The 14,437-nt window shown below is 54.2% G+C and carries 17 protein-coding genes; 5 read left to right on the top strand and 12 right to left on the bottom strand.

Annotation, left to right across the window (positions count from 1 at the left end):
• The first annotated feature begins 18 nt into the window (after positions 1-18).
• Positions 19-897, top strand: coding sequence for a LysR family transcriptional regulator (locus tag ACT3TJ_RS04500; RefSeq protein ID WP_193054787.1), 879 nt, complete (start codon positions 19-21; stop codon positions 895-897).
• An 18-nt stretch (positions 898-915) separates the two neighbouring features.
• On the opposite strand, the gene ACT3TJ_RS04505 is transcribed toward ACT3TJ_RS04500, so the two are convergent.
• Positions 916-1,413, bottom strand: a complete 498-nt coding sequence (locus ACT3TJ_RS04505; protein ID WP_319022151.1) for a MarR family winged helix-turn-helix transcriptional regulator — start codon at positions 1,411-1,413, stop codon at positions 916-918.
• A 100-nt stretch (positions 1,414-1,513) separates the two neighbouring features.
• Here ACT3TJ_RS04505 and ACT3TJ_RS04510 point away from each other — a divergent pair, with 100 nt between their 5' ends.
• Entirely contained in the window at positions 1,514-2,440 is a 927-nt protein-coding gene (locus ACT3TJ_RS04510) for a DMT family transporter (protein ID WP_193054786.1), read from the top strand.
• 30 nt (positions 2,441-2,470) lie between these two features.
• Here ACT3TJ_RS04510 and ACT3TJ_RS04515 read toward each other — a convergent pair whose 3' ends face one another.
• Positions 2,471-2,686 (bottom strand): GNAT family N-acetyltransferase, encoded by a 216-nt coding sequence (locus tag ACT3TJ_RS04515; RefSeq protein WP_444665481.1) that lies wholly within the window; start codon positions 2,684-2,686, stop codon positions 2,471-2,473.
• 18 nt (positions 2,687-2,704) lie between these two features.
• Entirely contained in the window at positions 2,705-2,896 is a 192-nt protein-coding gene (locus ACT3TJ_RS04520) for a hypothetical protein (RefSeq protein WP_444665480.1), read from the bottom strand.
• Between the two features lie 175 nt (positions 2,897-3,071).
• Between ACT3TJ_RS04520 and ACT3TJ_RS04525 the strand changes: the two genes are divergently transcribed.
• Complete coding sequence (locus ACT3TJ_RS04525) at positions 3,072-3,236, top strand: YhfG family protein (RefSeq protein ID WP_193054784.1); 165 nt, start codon at positions 3,072-3,074, stop codon at positions 3,234-3,236.
• Entirely contained in the window at positions 3,236-3,832 is a 597-nt protein-coding gene (locus tag ACT3TJ_RS04530; RefSeq protein ID WP_193054783.1) for a putative adenosine monophosphate-protein transferase Fic, read from the top strand. Before ACT3TJ_RS04525 ends, ACT3TJ_RS04530 begins: the two co-directional genes overlap by 1 nt.
• A gap of 45 nt (positions 3,833-3,877) precedes the next feature.
• Here ACT3TJ_RS04530 and astB read toward each other — a convergent pair whose 3' ends face one another.
• The 7 genes from astB to ACT3TJ_RS04565 all read right to left on the bottom strand — a co-directional run bounded on the left by astB (position 3,878) and on the right by ACT3TJ_RS04565 (position 12,005).
• Positions 3,878-5,245 (bottom strand): N-succinylarginine dihydrolase, encoded by a 1,368-nt coding sequence (gene astB / locus ACT3TJ_RS04535; protein ID WP_287077661.1) that lies wholly within the window; start codon positions 5,243-5,245, stop codon positions 3,878-3,880.
• On the bottom strand, positions 5,242-6,714 hold the full coding sequence (astD, locus tag ACT3TJ_RS04540) for a succinylglutamate-semialdehyde dehydrogenase (RefSeq protein ID WP_193054863.1): 1,473 nt from the start codon (positions 6,712-6,714) through the stop codon (positions 5,242-5,244). The genes astB and astD overlap by 4 nt, the downstream gene beginning before the upstream one ends.
• Positions 6,715-6,731: 17 nt before the next feature.
• Positions 6,732-7,760 (bottom strand): arginine N-succinyltransferase, encoded by a 1,029-nt coding sequence (astA, locus tag ACT3TJ_RS04545; protein WP_087106373.1) that lies wholly within the window; start codon positions 7,758-7,760, stop codon positions 6,732-6,734.
• Positions 7,760-8,842: an arginine N-succinyltransferase gene (locus ACT3TJ_RS04550; RefSeq protein ID WP_193054782.1), complete on the bottom strand. Its 1,083-nt coding sequence runs from the start codon at positions 8,840-8,842 to the stop codon at positions 7,760-7,762. Before ACT3TJ_RS04550 ends, astA begins: the two co-directional genes overlap by 1 nt.
• A gap of 38 nt (positions 8,843-8,880) precedes the next feature.
• Positions 8,881-10,095 carry an aspartate aminotransferase family protein gene (locus ACT3TJ_RS04555; protein WP_193054781.1) on the bottom strand — a complete coding sequence of 405 codons (1,215 nt, stop codon included), beginning with the start codon at positions 10,093-10,095 and terminating at the stop codon, positions 8,881-8,883.
• A gap of 175 nt (positions 10,096-10,270) precedes the next feature.
• Positions 10,271-11,245 carry a GlxA family transcriptional regulator gene (locus ACT3TJ_RS04560; protein ID WP_193054780.1) on the bottom strand — a complete coding sequence of 325 codons (975 nt, stop codon included), beginning with the start codon at positions 11,243-11,245 and terminating at the stop codon, positions 10,271-10,273.
• A 199-nt stretch (positions 11,246-11,444) separates the two neighbouring features.
• Positions 11,445-12,005: a bactofilin family protein gene (locus ACT3TJ_RS04565; protein WP_444622555.1), complete on the bottom strand. Its 561-nt coding sequence runs from the start codon at positions 12,003-12,005 to the stop codon at positions 11,445-11,447.
• A 201-nt stretch (positions 12,006-12,206) separates the two neighbouring features.
• Between ACT3TJ_RS04565 and ACT3TJ_RS04570 the strand changes: the two genes are divergently transcribed.
• A complete protein-coding gene (locus tag ACT3TJ_RS04570) occupies positions 12,207-12,794 on the top strand; it encodes a bactofilin family protein (RefSeq protein ID WP_172117254.1) in 588 nt (195 codons plus the stop codon).
• Between the two features lie 168 nt (positions 12,795-12,962).
• Here the strand turns inward: ACT3TJ_RS04570 and ACT3TJ_RS04575 are convergent, their stop codons facing one another.
• Positions 12,963-13,802 carry a PRC-barrel domain-containing protein gene (locus ACT3TJ_RS04575; protein WP_172117255.1) on the bottom strand — a complete coding sequence of 280 codons (840 nt, stop codon included), beginning with the start codon at positions 13,800-13,802 and terminating at the stop codon, positions 12,963-12,965.
• 152 nt (positions 13,803-13,954) lie between these two features.
• Complete coding sequence (locus ACT3TJ_RS04580) at positions 13,955-14,302, bottom strand: hypothetical protein (RefSeq protein WP_441678889.1); 348 nt, start codon at positions 14,300-14,302, stop codon at positions 13,955-13,957.
• Between the last annotated feature and the right edge of the window lie 135 nt (positions 14,303-14,437).

A 14,437-nucleotide genomic window follows, 5' to 3' on the forward strand; every position in this document is an offset into this window, starting at 1 on the left:
TATGAGAATTAACTTTGCATGAATGAACAGCAGCTAAAGTGGGACGATCTTCAAGTGATATTGGCTATCGCTCAAACAGGCTCTTTATCCGGCGCCAGCCGGCACCTGCGTATCAGCCACGCCACCGTATTTCGCCGTCTCAACGCGATTGAAAAACGCCTGAACGTCACTTTGTTTGAGCGTCATCGGCATGGCTATACCCCGACACTGGCAGGAGAAGATCTGGCGGCAACGGCAACGTGTGTTCAAATAGAGGTTGATAGCGCTGAACGCCGCCTTATTGGGCAAGATCTGAAGCTTTGTGGAAGCCTTCGCATCACCACTACCGACACGCTTTTTGCAGGATGGCTATGCCCTCTATTAACAAAGTTTCGTCAACAGTATCCTGATATTACGCTGGAAGTGGTGATCTCAAACCAGTTGCAAAGCCTATCGCGAAGAGAAGCGGACATTGCCATTCGACCGACACTCAGCCCACCGGAAACTCTTGTAGGCCGCAAGCTAAGCGATATCCGCTTAGCCATTTACGGCCAGAAAAACCGTTGGCAAATGGCACCTGTACCGCTGGATCCTACATCGCTCGACGGTGAAAGCTGGATAGGGCCAGATACGCATATGGGCGACGCAACGCTCGAAAAATGGATGATGGGTAAAAGCACGGGCTACAAATTAGATAGCATGCTGGGAATACAACTGGCAGTGCGTCAGGGAGCAGGTATCGCGGTACTTCCTTGCTACCTTGGGGATAGTGACGAGGAGCTAATCAGGCTTACCAAGCCAGTGGAAGAACTGACTACCCAGCTCTGGTTCCTGACTCACCCCGATTTGCGCTATGCGGCCAGAGTGCAGGTTTTCATGAAAGCGATAACGGAAGCAGTGCGCGAGCAGACAGACTAACCAAACAGCTAATACGCCTTATATTGGCTCAAGCCCTGCCAAAAACTGCTTGAGCAGTTCATCAAGCTGCGCCCGCTGGTCATCACTCAAACCACTGACCAGCTCTTCCTGTGTCGCCACATGAGCAGCAACGGCTTCATCAATTAACGCAAACCCTTTCTCAGATAGCGAAATCAGAAATCCTCGCCCGTCGGCGGGGTTTTTGACACGCTCAATCAACTCCGCTTTTTCCAACTGCTGAAGCCGATGTGTCATGGTGCCGGACGTCACCATGGTGGAGGCCATTAAGTCGCTGGGAGAAAGCGCGTAAGGTGGGCCTTCACGGCGCAGCGTGGCCAGTACGTCAAAGCTTGAGTCGTTAAGGCCGTACGCCGCCCACGTCTGCTCCATGCGCCGCATCACGCTATGATTCAGTCGTTTGAGTCGGCCCAGCGTGCCCATTGGGGCCACGTTCAAGTCGGGCCGCTGTTGCTGCCACTGTGTGAGTATTTTATCGACATGATCCATGGGGTTCATGCTTACCGCTTTTTAGCTTGACGTCAAGGTAAAAAGCCATATACCTTGACGTCAAGCTATTTTGAGAATCATATTAAAGATCAACCACAAGAGCCACACTATGCAACCATCCAAGGCAAGATCAGGGGCACTTCCCAAACAGAAGCGACTTGCCGCATTTATCTATCTTTTGGCAGGTGGCGCGCTGCTGGGACTTTCGACCAACGTGGCCAAACTGGCCGGTGATGCGCAGCTGTCGCCTCTCGCCTTTCTATTTTGGTCGATTACTGGCGCGGCTTTAATTCTGCTGGTCGTAGCAGCACTACGCAGCAATTTGCCGCCTGTCACGGGTCGTACGCTTGAGTATTACCTGGTTTCGGCCTTTATCGGCGTGGCGGGTTCTAACCTGATTTTCTTCTCGGCCATTCCGCATATTGGCGCAGGTTTTGTCGCCCTTGTGATTACATTGCCGCCGTTGCTTACCTACGTTGGTGCGCTGATAGTAAAGCTGGAACGCTTTCAGATGACGCGGGCGATAGGCGTTATGTCAGCGCTTGCGGGCGCCGTCACTTTGGCAGCTCACAAACTTTCCGCGCCTGATGCCGACTATGTGTGGATTTTGCTGGCGTTGGCGGGGCCGGTACTGTTGGCCATCGGCAATCTTTACCGAACGTTGCGCTGGCCAGCGGGTGTCTCAGGCGACGCTCTTGCGCCCGGTATGCTAGTCGCTGCGGCAGCCCTTCTGTTCAGCGTCAGCCTGCTGCCTGGATTTTCGCTTGGTATTCCAAGTGGGCAACGCCTTCCACTTCTCCTAATTGCCCTTCAATCAATGGTATTTGCAGGCCAGTTTTTACTGCTATTCCTGCTTCAGAAAACCGGCGGGCCAGTGCTTCTCAGCCTGTTGGGTTCCGTCGGCGCCGTGGTTGGCGTTCCGGTGGCGATAGTGCTCCAAGGAGAAGCCGCGCCGGAGGGCTTACTACCCGGCGCCCTGCTGATAGGCACAGGTATCGCTCTGCTTAACATCGGCAAAGCCAGGCAAATTTCCTAAATAAACAAAGGCATATCTGGCAGGTATCACTTAAACAATACGCCGTTCCATGTAGTGAGTATTGCCTTCCGTTTTACGAATGTGAAAGCCCATGCGTTCATAGAGCGCGACGGCAGGATTAATGCAGAACACCCGAAGGCGCAGCGTATCGATATTCGATTGCCGCGCCCTGTGTACCATATGGTGAATGGCTGCCGTACCAAAACCCTGACGCTGCCACTGCGGCGCGATTTGCAGCTCGCGAATATAGCAAGCCTCGGTAGCCTAGTTGATACACAGCAAGCCCACCGGGTGCGTATTGATGACCAACTGATAGCTCTCTAGGGTGCGCCACTCATTTTCAAACAAAGCGCTGTCCCAGTGCATATCCAGCTGTTCATAGTAGCCGGACATATTCTGGCGGATCAGTTGCTCTGCATAATCCTTATTGTTAGTCGGCTGAATGAGCGGCTCCATATTTACTCCCGGCGCTCCTGTCGGCACCTGTTGCGAATGTTGTTCCTGGAGAAGCTGACATCATAAATCATTACGTTGCCAGCGGTTTACAATATGACTCCGCTGTTAAGGTGAGAACCGCCCCCTTAATCCGCTATACTAGGCAGTAGCGTAGATAAATAACGAAGGAGGGAGTATGAACAACGTCTCTTTGGAAGCAAAGCGCCGCTATTATGCACAGGTCAGGCGTTCAAATTACCAGGCGAGCATGGCACTGGAAGGGATTATCGTTGATTCTCAGGCGTCTAAAACCAATAAAACCGATGTATTAGTTAAATATACAAAATATAAAAATTGCTAATGGATAAGTACGGCGTCGGCCAAGACCCTTATTGCTATCCCGGCACTGATATCTTGCGTAATAAGCTGGACATTTCCGACACGGCTGAGCTTGAAGAAGCGGAGCGCGATCTATCGCTTATTAACGCGGATAGCATTGAGTTTTTGCAGCCACCCTATAATTTTGCGTACTTGAAACACCTTCATCATCAGCTATTCCATGACCTCTATGATTGGGCAGGTAGTGTGCGCACTATTGATATAGCCAAAGGCGATACGCGATTTTGCCACGTTAATCGCATCATTCCCGAAGCTGAAAAGCTGTTTACCAAACTTGCAGAACACGATTATTTTATTCAGCTTGAGAAAGCAGAACTCATACCGGCGTGCGCTGAATTGTATGGTGATTTAAACGTTGTTCATCCCTTTAGAGAAGGTAACGGTCGCGCACAGCGATTACTCTTTGAACATCTCATCATCAACTGTGGCTATCACCTTTCATGGCACCCACTCGAGCAGAATGAATGGATAGCGGCCAATATCGCCAGCTACTATTGCGACTATCAACCGTTAGCATCCATTTTTGAGCGCTGCATCGGCTCACCTCTGACAGGCTAACGTCAGGGTAATGCCTGACGCTCTACTTTATTTCTGCCTTACCCCCTACCCCAACTGAAACGGGTAAACCGACCCTATTTGCAGAAGCTGCGTTAACTCATCCAGTGCGCTGAGCGACTCTTCTGCCAACTGCGGATCAGCGAGGTCATCAGGTGCCAAGCGATCCCGGTAGTGGCGGTTGACCCAAGCAGTAAGGTCTTCGTAAAGATCATTGGTGAGCAATACGCGGCCGGTCAGTGCTGCGCGCTCGGCTTCTGAAAGAGCAACGCGCAGGCGCAGGCAGGCGGGGCCGCCGCCGTTGCGCATACTTTGCTTGACGTCTTTCACCACCACGTCACTGATGGGGTTATTGCCTGCCAGCAGGTAGTCTTGAACGGTGCGCCAGACGGCTTCACGTTCCTGACATTCGCTGGGCACGACTAGCGTCATGGTGCCATCAGGGTTGGAAAGCAGCTGCGAGTTAAACAGGTACGACGCCACTGCATCTTCCAGGCTCACTGCTTCGATGGGTACGCGGACAGGAATCAAGGGCGTCGTCATCTTGCGGCGCAGCTCGTCGAGCGTGCCCTCTTCGTCCAGGAAAGCCATTTCGTGATATAGCAGCACGGGGCCGTTGCCCACGGCGATGACGTCGTTATGAAATACGCCCGCATCAATAGCGTCCGGATGCTGCTGAGCAAATACCGTTTGCGACTCAACAAGCCCATGCTGGCGGGCTACCGCTTGGCTGGCTTCCAACGTTTGGCGGGCGGGGTAACGAACAGGCTCGCGCTCGCCGCTACGCACGTCACCAAACGCTTGGCGGCCATACACAAACAGATGAACGCCCGGCTCACCGTACTCACCACACAGGCGAGTATGATTGGCAGCACCTTCATCGGAAAACGCCGGCGTGGCGGGCAGCACTGGGTGGTGGGCGAAGTGCTGTTCGCTGTGAAAAATGGCTTGCAGCACACGGCCCGTGGTTTGCGGCTCAAGAAAGCGATGAAAGCTTGATTGCAGGTTGGCCGGAGTGAAGTGCACCCGGCGGTCCGGCGCGTCGATGCTGGGGGTAACGGTGCCCGCATTGGCCGTCCACATGCTGGAAGCCGAGCAAACGGCCCGCAACAGCTGCGGTGCATCGGCGGCAGCACGGGCCAGCACATCATGATTGCTGCCGCTAAAACCCAAGTCGCGCAGCGCGCCGATATCCGGGCGCTGCTGAGGCGGCAGAACACCTTGGGCGTAGCCTGCCTCCATCAAGGATTTCATTTTTAAAAGCCCTTGTAGCGCCCCCTCTTTAGGATTGGACTCAAGGCCGCCGTGGCTCATGGAAGCCACATTGCCTACGGCGAGCCCTGAGTAGTTATGCGTCGGGCCTACCAGGCCGTCGAAATTGACTTCCCTAACGTTACTGATCACAGGTATTCTCACAGACTAACTCCCGGCGGCAGAGTATCGGGCATCTCCAACGCCTCGGCTTCCATGGAAGCCACCGGATAGGCGCAGTAGTCCGCCGCATAGTACGCGCTGGGGCGATGGTTGCCGCTGTCGCCGACGCCGCCGAACGGCGCATCACCCGAAGCCCCGGTAGTCTGGCGATTCCAGTTCACAATACCCGCACGGATGCGCAACAGAAAATCGTCCCAGTCGGCCTTTTCGCCGCCAATCAAACCCGCCGAGAGGCCATAGCGCGTGTTATTGGCAAGCGTTAACGCCTCGTCCCAATCGTGGTAACGGTGCACCTTCAATAACGGGCCAAAGTACTCCTCGTCAGGCACTTCCAGGCCCGTCACGTCGATTAACGCAGGCGTGAGCAGACTGGTATTGTCTTTAACACGCTGCATACGGTTAATCACCGTGCCACCCAACGCCTCCAGCGCATCCTGTGCTTTTAGCAGGCCATCAGCCGCCGCCACACTCACCAGGCCGCCGTAAAACGGTGTGGGCGACTCATCAAACTGCCCGGCCACATGAAGCCTGGCAATCGCTTCGGAAAGCGCGTCAATTAGCCGGTCGCCAACCTCGCCCTGGGGTACGATTAAACGGCGTGCACAAGTGCAGCGCTGGCCGCCAGACAGAAAGGCGGATTGCAAAATGGCCAGCACGGCGGCGCGCTCATCATCCACGTCCTTGACCACCAGCGGATTGTTGCCCCCAAGCTCCAGCGCGAGGATTTTATCCAGCTGCCCGGCAAACTGCTGTTGCAGCATGCCGCCAACCTTTGCACTGCCGGTAAACAGCAGGCCATCGATCCCAGGGTGTGCAGAGAGTGCCTGCCCCACCGGCACACCGCCTTGAACAAGATTGATGACGCCAGCAGGCAGCCCGGCTTCTTGCCAGCACTGCAGCGCCAAGTCCGCGGTTAGCGGTGTTTGATCGCTCGGTTTGAAGACCACCGTGTTACCTGCCAAGAGAGCCGGCACCATGTGGCCATTAGGCAAGTGGCCCGGGAAGTTATAGGGGCCAAACACCGCCATCACGCCATGCGGACGGTGGCGCAGCACCGCTTTGGCACTGCCTACAGCTTTTTCGCGCTCGCCGGTGCGCTCCTTGTACGCCTTGAGCGAGAGCGCTATTTTCCCCACCATAGCGCCCGCTTCCGTACGCGCCTCCCAAAGCGGCTTGCCGGTTTCAGAGGCAATGGCGACAGCCAGCGCTTCACTGCGCGATTTAAGTACCTCAGCAAAACGCTCAACCAACGCCTGGCGTTCGCTAAAGGGCGTTTTTGCCCATTCTGGAAACTCCTTACGCGCAGCGGCTACCGCTTCTTCAACCTGCGTATCACTGGCTGATGCCCCTTGCCAGAGCAGCCCGCCTGAGACGGGGTCAAACTTACTAAACGATGCTGCAGCGCCATTCACCCAGGCGCCGTTGATAAGCTGCTGTTGTTGGGCGTGCATCATGCTCTCCTACCTGTTCAGGTTTCCAGAAGCCGCACGGCATCACCTGTGGTAACCCCTAGGCGCTCAGCTTCTGTGTGGCTTAAAACAATCGTATCGCGGGTGGGTGCACGGCCTATCCACGCGGCGGTAAAGGCCTGCATGGTGGTGGTCGCAGCCAACCAGCGGCTAACGCTCTCATCAGGTGCCTTGGTCGATACTTCAACGTGATATAGCTGCGAATTGCGCACAGCCCGCACATCGTCGATATAGGCTTCAACCGTCGGGCCACCGTCAAAAATATCGATATAGCCTTCCCAGCGCAGCCCCTCTTTTTTAAGCATTTCAAGCGCAGGCCGGGTATGCCGATGCACTTGACCAATACACGCGCGCGCCTCCTCGGCCATAAACGTGGTGTAAATGGGAAAGCGCGGCATTAATTCACCGATAAAGCTTTTCTGCCCAAGACCGGTCAAGCGGTCGGCTTCACTGAAATCCATGGGAAAAAAGTGTTTTCCCAGGCTCTCCCAGAAGGGGCTGCGGTTCTGCTCATCGAACACGCCGCGCATTTCAGCGAGCACTTTCTCAGGAAAACGATCACGAAACTGTGCAATAAACAGCCAGCGCGCCTTGGAGAGCAGCGCACCGTTACGCAGGTGTTTATTGGCCTCACCCCGGTATTCCGGGCGCAAAAACAGTGAGCAGACTTCGGCATCGCCGGTATGGTCAGAGCTTAAAAACAGCGTATCGATGGTGCGGTGTAAATCCAGCTGTACCGACGAGTGCGCCAACGTACCCAACCGATAGTTATAAAAAGGCACTTCGTGCCCTACCTGGCCTTCAATGGCACAGCAGCCGGCCAGCTCGCCATTAGCCTCATCTTCCAGCACAAAGAAGTAGAGCCGATTGTTAACCGGGGTACGCTCTTCAAACGCGCGGACAGACGTTTCAATTTTTTCTGCCAGAAATTCTCGGTTATTGGGCAGCGAGGTAAAGCCCACGCCCGCCTGCTGCGCAAGCGCCAGCAACCCATCAACATCTGCACGGGCGATAGGACGAATGCGCATCATATTTCTCCTTCATCAAAGGCATCCACCGCGCTGGGCAGAGTAAGTGGTGCGGCAAATACAGCTCGCCCCTCCTCTACTCCCAAGCGTTTGGCATCCGCCTCTGAAAGCATCAGTTGCCCAGTGGCTGAAAGCGCGTAACGGGCGACAATGCAGCGAAAATCACCCAGCGCCTGATTAGCGATCAAGGCAGGTTCGGCATCGGGAAGCGTTTCGTCCGGGCGAAGGCGTACCGGATGCCAAGCGGCACGGTTGAATGTCGCCAAACGCTCGCGTTCGGCTTTCACAAGCGGCCCCGCGTCGAAAATGTCCACATGGCGCGAGCGCACGAAGCCTTCGGCAAGCATCTCCTGCAAAGCTTCTTCATGCGCAGGATGCTCCCGGCCAATCGCCGCCCGGGCCGGTGGCGTCAACAGCGGCAAATAGAGCGGGAACTGAGGCATCACCTCGGCAATAAAGCTTTTAGAGCGCACACCTGCGATGTGGTTGATATCGTGAAAACTGCGCGCAAAAAAGTGGTGGCCCACACTTTCCCAAAAGGGCGATTCGTTCTGCGCATCCAGGTAACCGGGAAACGCCACGGCCAATATGCGCGAAAAGCGCTCGGGGTACTGGGCAATAAACATCAGCCGAGCACGCCGCAACAGGCTTTCGGCGCTGGTCCCCTTGTAACGCGGATTTAGTGAATACGCGCACAGCAGCGTAGCGTCAGAAACTTCATGAGAGAGCGCCAGGGTTTGTACTTCGCGACGTACGTTGAGCTGTTGAGATGCATGAATCAACGTTTCCTGGCGGTAGGTGTAGTAGGCCTCATTGGCGCCCGCCTGGGCACGAATAGTGGCCGTTCCCAGTATTTCACCATGCCCCGCCTCATCCACCAGCGCGCTATTTTCAAGCACAAAGGTGTAGTGCTCGTTACCCGGAAACTCGATCTCATCATTAAACGCCGCCAGGGAGCGCTCAATGCGCTCCTCTAAACGTTCGCGGTTAGCGGGCAGGTTGGTAAGCTTGGGCGTCGCATGCTCTGCCAACACGACCAGCGCTTCGAGATCCGCCATTTTTACCGGACGAATGACCAGCATGCTTGACGCCCCCTCTCTCAATGTCGCCGTGGTCGAATTCATGCGTTGGCAACAAGGCGCTCAATCGCACGCTCCAAACGGGCCATACCTTCAGCAATGTCTGCCTCCGGCACCACCAGTGAAGGCGCCAGGCGAAGCACGTTAGGACCTGCAATCAGTGCCATTACGCCTTCTTCGATGGCCAGCGGCAGAATATCCTTGGCGCGGCCTTCATAGGCGTCCGACATCTGGGCACCTATCAACAGTCCCATGCCACGAATTTCTTTAAACACGCCATGCTTGCGATTAATGGTTTCCAACTGCTCACGGAACAGGTCGTGGCGCTTTTGAATGCCTTCCAGTACGTCTGGCGTATCGATAAATTCCAGCGCAGCCAACGCAATCGCGGAGCCCAAGGCATTACCGCCGTAGGTAGAACCATGGGTTCCAAACGCGAGGGATTTGGCGACGCTGTCAGTTGCCAGCATCGCGCCAACCGGGAAGCCGCCACCCAGCGACTTGGCACTGGTGAGAATATCGGGCGTTACGCCATAACGCTCATAGGCATACAACGTACCGCAACGGCCAACCCCGGTTTGCACTTCATCAAATACCAGCAGCGCATTGTGCTGATCGCACAGCTCGCGCAGGCCGTCTAGAAACTCGGGCGTCGCGGGCAAAATACCACCTTCACCCTGCATGGGTTCGACCATCACCGCACACGTGTCATCGCCCATTAGAGCGCGCACACTGTCAAGATCATTAAACTCAGCGTGCAAAATACCGCCAGGCACTGGACCAAACCCCTGGGAGTACTTGGGCTGACCACCCACGCTCACGGTAAACAGCGTGCGGCCATGGAAGGATTGGTTGAAGGAGATGATCTTGTCTTTCTTTTCGCCGTAATGGTCTACCGCGTAACGGCGCGCCAGCTTCAGTGCGGCCTCGTTGGCTTCACCGCCAGAAGAGCACAAGTACACCTTGTCAGCGAAGGTCCGTTCAACCAACTTTTTAGCCAGCTTAAGCGCGGGTTCATTGGTATAGATATTGGAGAGATGCCAAAGTTTTTCCCCCTGCTCTTTTAAGGCATTCACCAACACGGGATGGCAATGACCCAGCGAGTTCACCGCGATACCGCCCGCAAAATCAATATATTCACGCCCCTGCTGATCCCACAAGCGGCTGCCTTCTCCGCGCACCGGAATAATCTGCTGCGGCGCATAGTTGGGAGTCATGTAGTGATCAAAATCCTGCCGGGTTGGGGTCGTGCTCATGGGTCAGTCCCTCTCGTTGAGTCAATCAGTTATATCAGTATACGGGGCGAGCAAGCTCACCCGCTTTCAGTAATGTGACGGTAAATTATGTAATGCTGCCCATATTTCAGATTATTTCTGAAGGGAGGTCTCTGGTGCTAATGCGTTACTGCAGGTTTTGCGACGTGGGCGTGCATCAGCTCAAACGCTCTTCCCGTGGGGTTAATCCAAAATGATTGCGGTAAGCCGTTGAGAAATGAGCCGCCGAGGAAAACCCCGTCGCAAACGCGATATCGCCTACCGAGCGATCACTTTCACGCAACTGTTTACGGGCATCCTGCAAACGCAAATTGAGGTAATAGCGGCTAGGCACCGCCTGAAGATATTTTTTAAACAGGCGCTCCAACTGGCGGCGGGAAATGCCTAAATGCTCAGCCAGCTCCAGGGTCGAAAGCGGCTCTTCTATGTTGGCTTCCATCAGCGTCACAGCGTCTACCAGGCTCTGCGGGGCGTGACCCAAGCGGTGGCGCAGCGGCACATGTTGGCGCTCATCGGCCATGCGAATTCGCTCACACATAAAGTGCTCTGACACCTGTTCAACCAGATGATTGTTCTGCTGTTGGCGCACCAGCGTCAGCATCATGTCCATGGCCGCCGTACCGCTGGCACAAGTGATCCGGTTGCGGTCGATCTCAAAAAGCTGTTGCGACAGCGCCACCTGAGGATACGCTTGGGAAAAGGCTGCAAAACGTTGCCAAGGTAAGGTCGCTCGATAGCCTTCCAGCAATCCCGTGCGGGCCAACACCTCAGCCCCTCCCGCCAATCCGCCCAGCATCGTTCGGCTTGGCTGGTGGCGCAGCCACTCCATTAGTTTGGCCGGTAACGCATAGGGCAGAGGCGAAGGCGCGCAGATAAGCACCATGTCCAGATGAGGCGGTGCCCCTTCCAGGGTGTAGTCAGCATGACAGGATAATTGAGCGCTGCTTCGCACCGGCTGCTCATCGGTACTGAGCGTAAACACCTGATAGAGCACCTGGCCGCTAAGCTGATTAGCCATCAGCAGCGGCTCGACGGCACTGGCATGTGAGAGCATGGAAAAGCCAGGCAGCAGTAATACCCCAATGCGCTGGCGCGCAAGTGTTAACGGGGGAGACAAAGAGCTGAGCTGCATGCCAAAACGCCATCAGTAAATGAAACGTCATCTTACCCAATTGTGACGTTTTGGGCAGTGCCTGATAGCTCCCAATAGAAAAAGGTGTCGCCGTACGCTGGGCTTAGGCTATGAAGATAAAGAGCTGAGGCCCGGGAGGCCGTAGCGATCAATAGCCTACTCTTTAAAACGGTCTTGAGGCCCGTTCTGGGAAAACGTCTTAGGAAACCATCGCAGTAACGTTCTGCTGAACGGCGCGATGCCTAACATTTGCTTGAAGCCAGGCACCCGCCTCACACTCTAAACATGGCGTATCAATCACACCCTGTACAGTTGCTTGTGGCAGTAGCGTGGCCCTGGCATGCGCTTTCAGCGTGCCTGAAACATGGCCATCAACGGTGACAAAACCACCTTCTATATAGGGTGCTACTTGCCCTGATGCATTCACCGTTAAAGAATGCTGCGACGCGACGACCCTGCCCTGCACGTTCCCTTTAACCAGCACGGGCTCGTTGGCGGTGATATTCCCCGTAATCGATGTGGCCGCCCCAATTCGGCTGCCCTCTTTTAACGGGGCCACCAGTGGTGTAACGGTGGCTTTAGGTGGTGACTGTTCAACAGCGATGTCAGAAACGAGAGAGACAGCAGGCGACGGTTGAGGCACGTCACCTGAAGAGTATGAGCCTTCAGCGCGCTGCCTTGCCTTACGGCGCCTGCCATCCCATACAATCAGTGTCATTGCGCTAACACCAATAAGAATAAACCATGCTTGAATACCCATACACCGGTCCCGCCACTGTCAATATTTTGCCCAGACTAAGGTTATACGCGATTTATTTTTATGGCGGCGCGAATAACCTCCCCCACTCGGCTTAATTCTGAGCTTTATCCAGCCGTTAAGCAGATTAAAGTATTCAATGACTTTTTATGCTCAACGCGTACGTCTTAAAAGCGCCAGGCCGACATTTACCAGGAGTTAACGATGTTTAATAAAGCCAAGAATGCAACTGCCGAGCAAAAAACGACGCCGCCCAGCTCACCAGACTCAAGTGACACGCTTCTATCGAGCACGCCAACCAGCAGCAATGCGCGCCCCAGCACCTCCATTATCGGTAGCCATACGCAAGTAGAAGGCGACATCAATAGTGATGAGGATTTGACCGTAAAAGGGCGTGTTAGCGGCACTATCACCTGCAAACAGCACACCGTCACATTAGGCGCAAATAGCTATTTTAAAGGCGATGTGTTTGCTCATACTTTGCACGTATCCGGCGAAGTAGAAGGTAATTTAATTGCTTTACACCGCGCAACGATCCACAAGGGCGCCCAAGTGACTGGCACCATCGTATCGCCCTGCCTTGTGCTTGAAGATGGCAGCGTTTTCCACGGCAGCATTGATATGAGCGCCGACAATGAAATGCTAAAAAACAGCTTTAATGACGCGCCCACCCATACCAAAACGTTACCGGCGAAAGGCAATGCGTCAGGTGTTAGTACGCGAGCGACCACCAAAGAGTCATCTGCTGACAAAAAGGCCAGCCTTGCAGAGCAGGAAGAGGTAAAAGCCTAAGTATCGAAACGCACAGTCGCACCTGGCTAGTGCTGATCGCAGCTGAGGGCCGAAGTGATGGGCATAGCGATACATCGTATTGATAACAGAGCCATCAATAGAAAAAGGGCAAGGCGCGAACGCCCTGCCCTTCCTGTCAGCATCTAAGCCGCTTATCGATCAAATCGCTTATTGGTTTTGATTCTGCTTCGCTTCGGATAGCGTCATATCGCTATCGACCTGCGTATAATTATCCTCGACATAATCCTCTGAGGACGCTTCAATCTCGTCACTGCCATACGTGGTATTCATGATGAGCTGTTCATCCTGGAACTCCACTTCATCCATCGGCAAAGCGATTTCTGTCGCGCCGAAGCCCCAGATACCACCGACGGAGATAATGGCAAACAGGTCACCAGAGTCGTTGTGTTGAGCGATATGTTGAATATCACCGATCTCTTCGCCATCCTGGTTAATGACGGCCATACCTTCCAGCTCGCTAACCGGGTGAGACATCAATGAATTATTGCCATCCTGGTCGTTACGATTATCCTGGGCAGCCTGCTGGCGTTCTTGATCGTCATCGCTATTAACGTCGACCTGTGCATCATCGGCTTGCTCGACGTTAACGTCAGGCTCGCCACCCTGCTCAACAGTAACGTTAGGCTCAGCGTCTTCAACGGTAACGTTGGGCTCGGGCTGTTCAATCGTCACGTTGGGTTCAGGCTGCTCGACCGTCACGTCCGGCTCTGACTGCTCTACTCGAATGTTGGGAGAGTCTTGTTCAACTTTTACCTCAGCAGGCTCCTGGTCGACTTCAACGTCCATCGTTTCGTCGCCATTAGGCTGAGACTGAGCACGGCTGTCAGTTGCTGTGCCTTGTGGCTGCGTTTGCGCCGTAGCATCTTGCTGCTGCGTCATTTGATCGGCATTGTCAGTGTCGTTCTGGTTAGCGTCTTGAGCCAGAGCGCCGCCTGAAAGTCCTGCACAAATCGCACCAATAGCAATGGCTAGTGTTGTCCGTTTCATAATATTGCTCCTTGTGTTGGCTTGCACTTAAAAAGCTAGTAGACCTAAGCGCCTAAGAGCAAAGCTAACGATGAATTATAATAAAAATTAACACGTATATTATCACCGCTTACTTAGTAAGACTCGTCAAGAAACAATGGTGAGGTTTTACATTATTCAACAGTGGTCTGGTCGGCATCCTCATCTTTCAAAACTTCCAAGCGGTTACCACCTTGTTCATTCTGCGTATCGTCGCTGTCTATATCGGCCTGGTCAGGCATATCCAGGTCGTCGCTTTCAGAGCTCTGTTGAGGCCCTTGAGTGCCGGTTTCACGCTCGGTATCACCCTGTTCCTGATTACGGGGAGTGTCCGTACTTTGCTGCTGTCCGGCTGTTGAGCTGTCCTGCTGCTGGGTCATCTGACCGTCGCTCTGTGATGCATCATTTTCATTGGCCAACACGGCTGCTGAAATGCTCGTAAAGATAGCACCGATAGCAATGGCTACTATTGTCCGGTTCATATGCTGTCCTCCTTGGATGAGTCACTCTTCAAACGTTAGCCAACGGAGGAAAAAAGTAACAATAAAAAACCATCTTTCTTAAAACTTGTATGAAAGTTAATAACGATCTTAATAATCGTTTAACGACCAAAAAAA

The sequence above is a fragment of the Halomonas sp. AOP30-A1-24 genome (assembly GCF_052378165.1).
GTDB classification, from domain to species: Bacteria; Pseudomonadota; Gammaproteobacteria; order Pseudomonadales; family Halomonadaceae; genus Vreelandella; species Vreelandella citrativorans.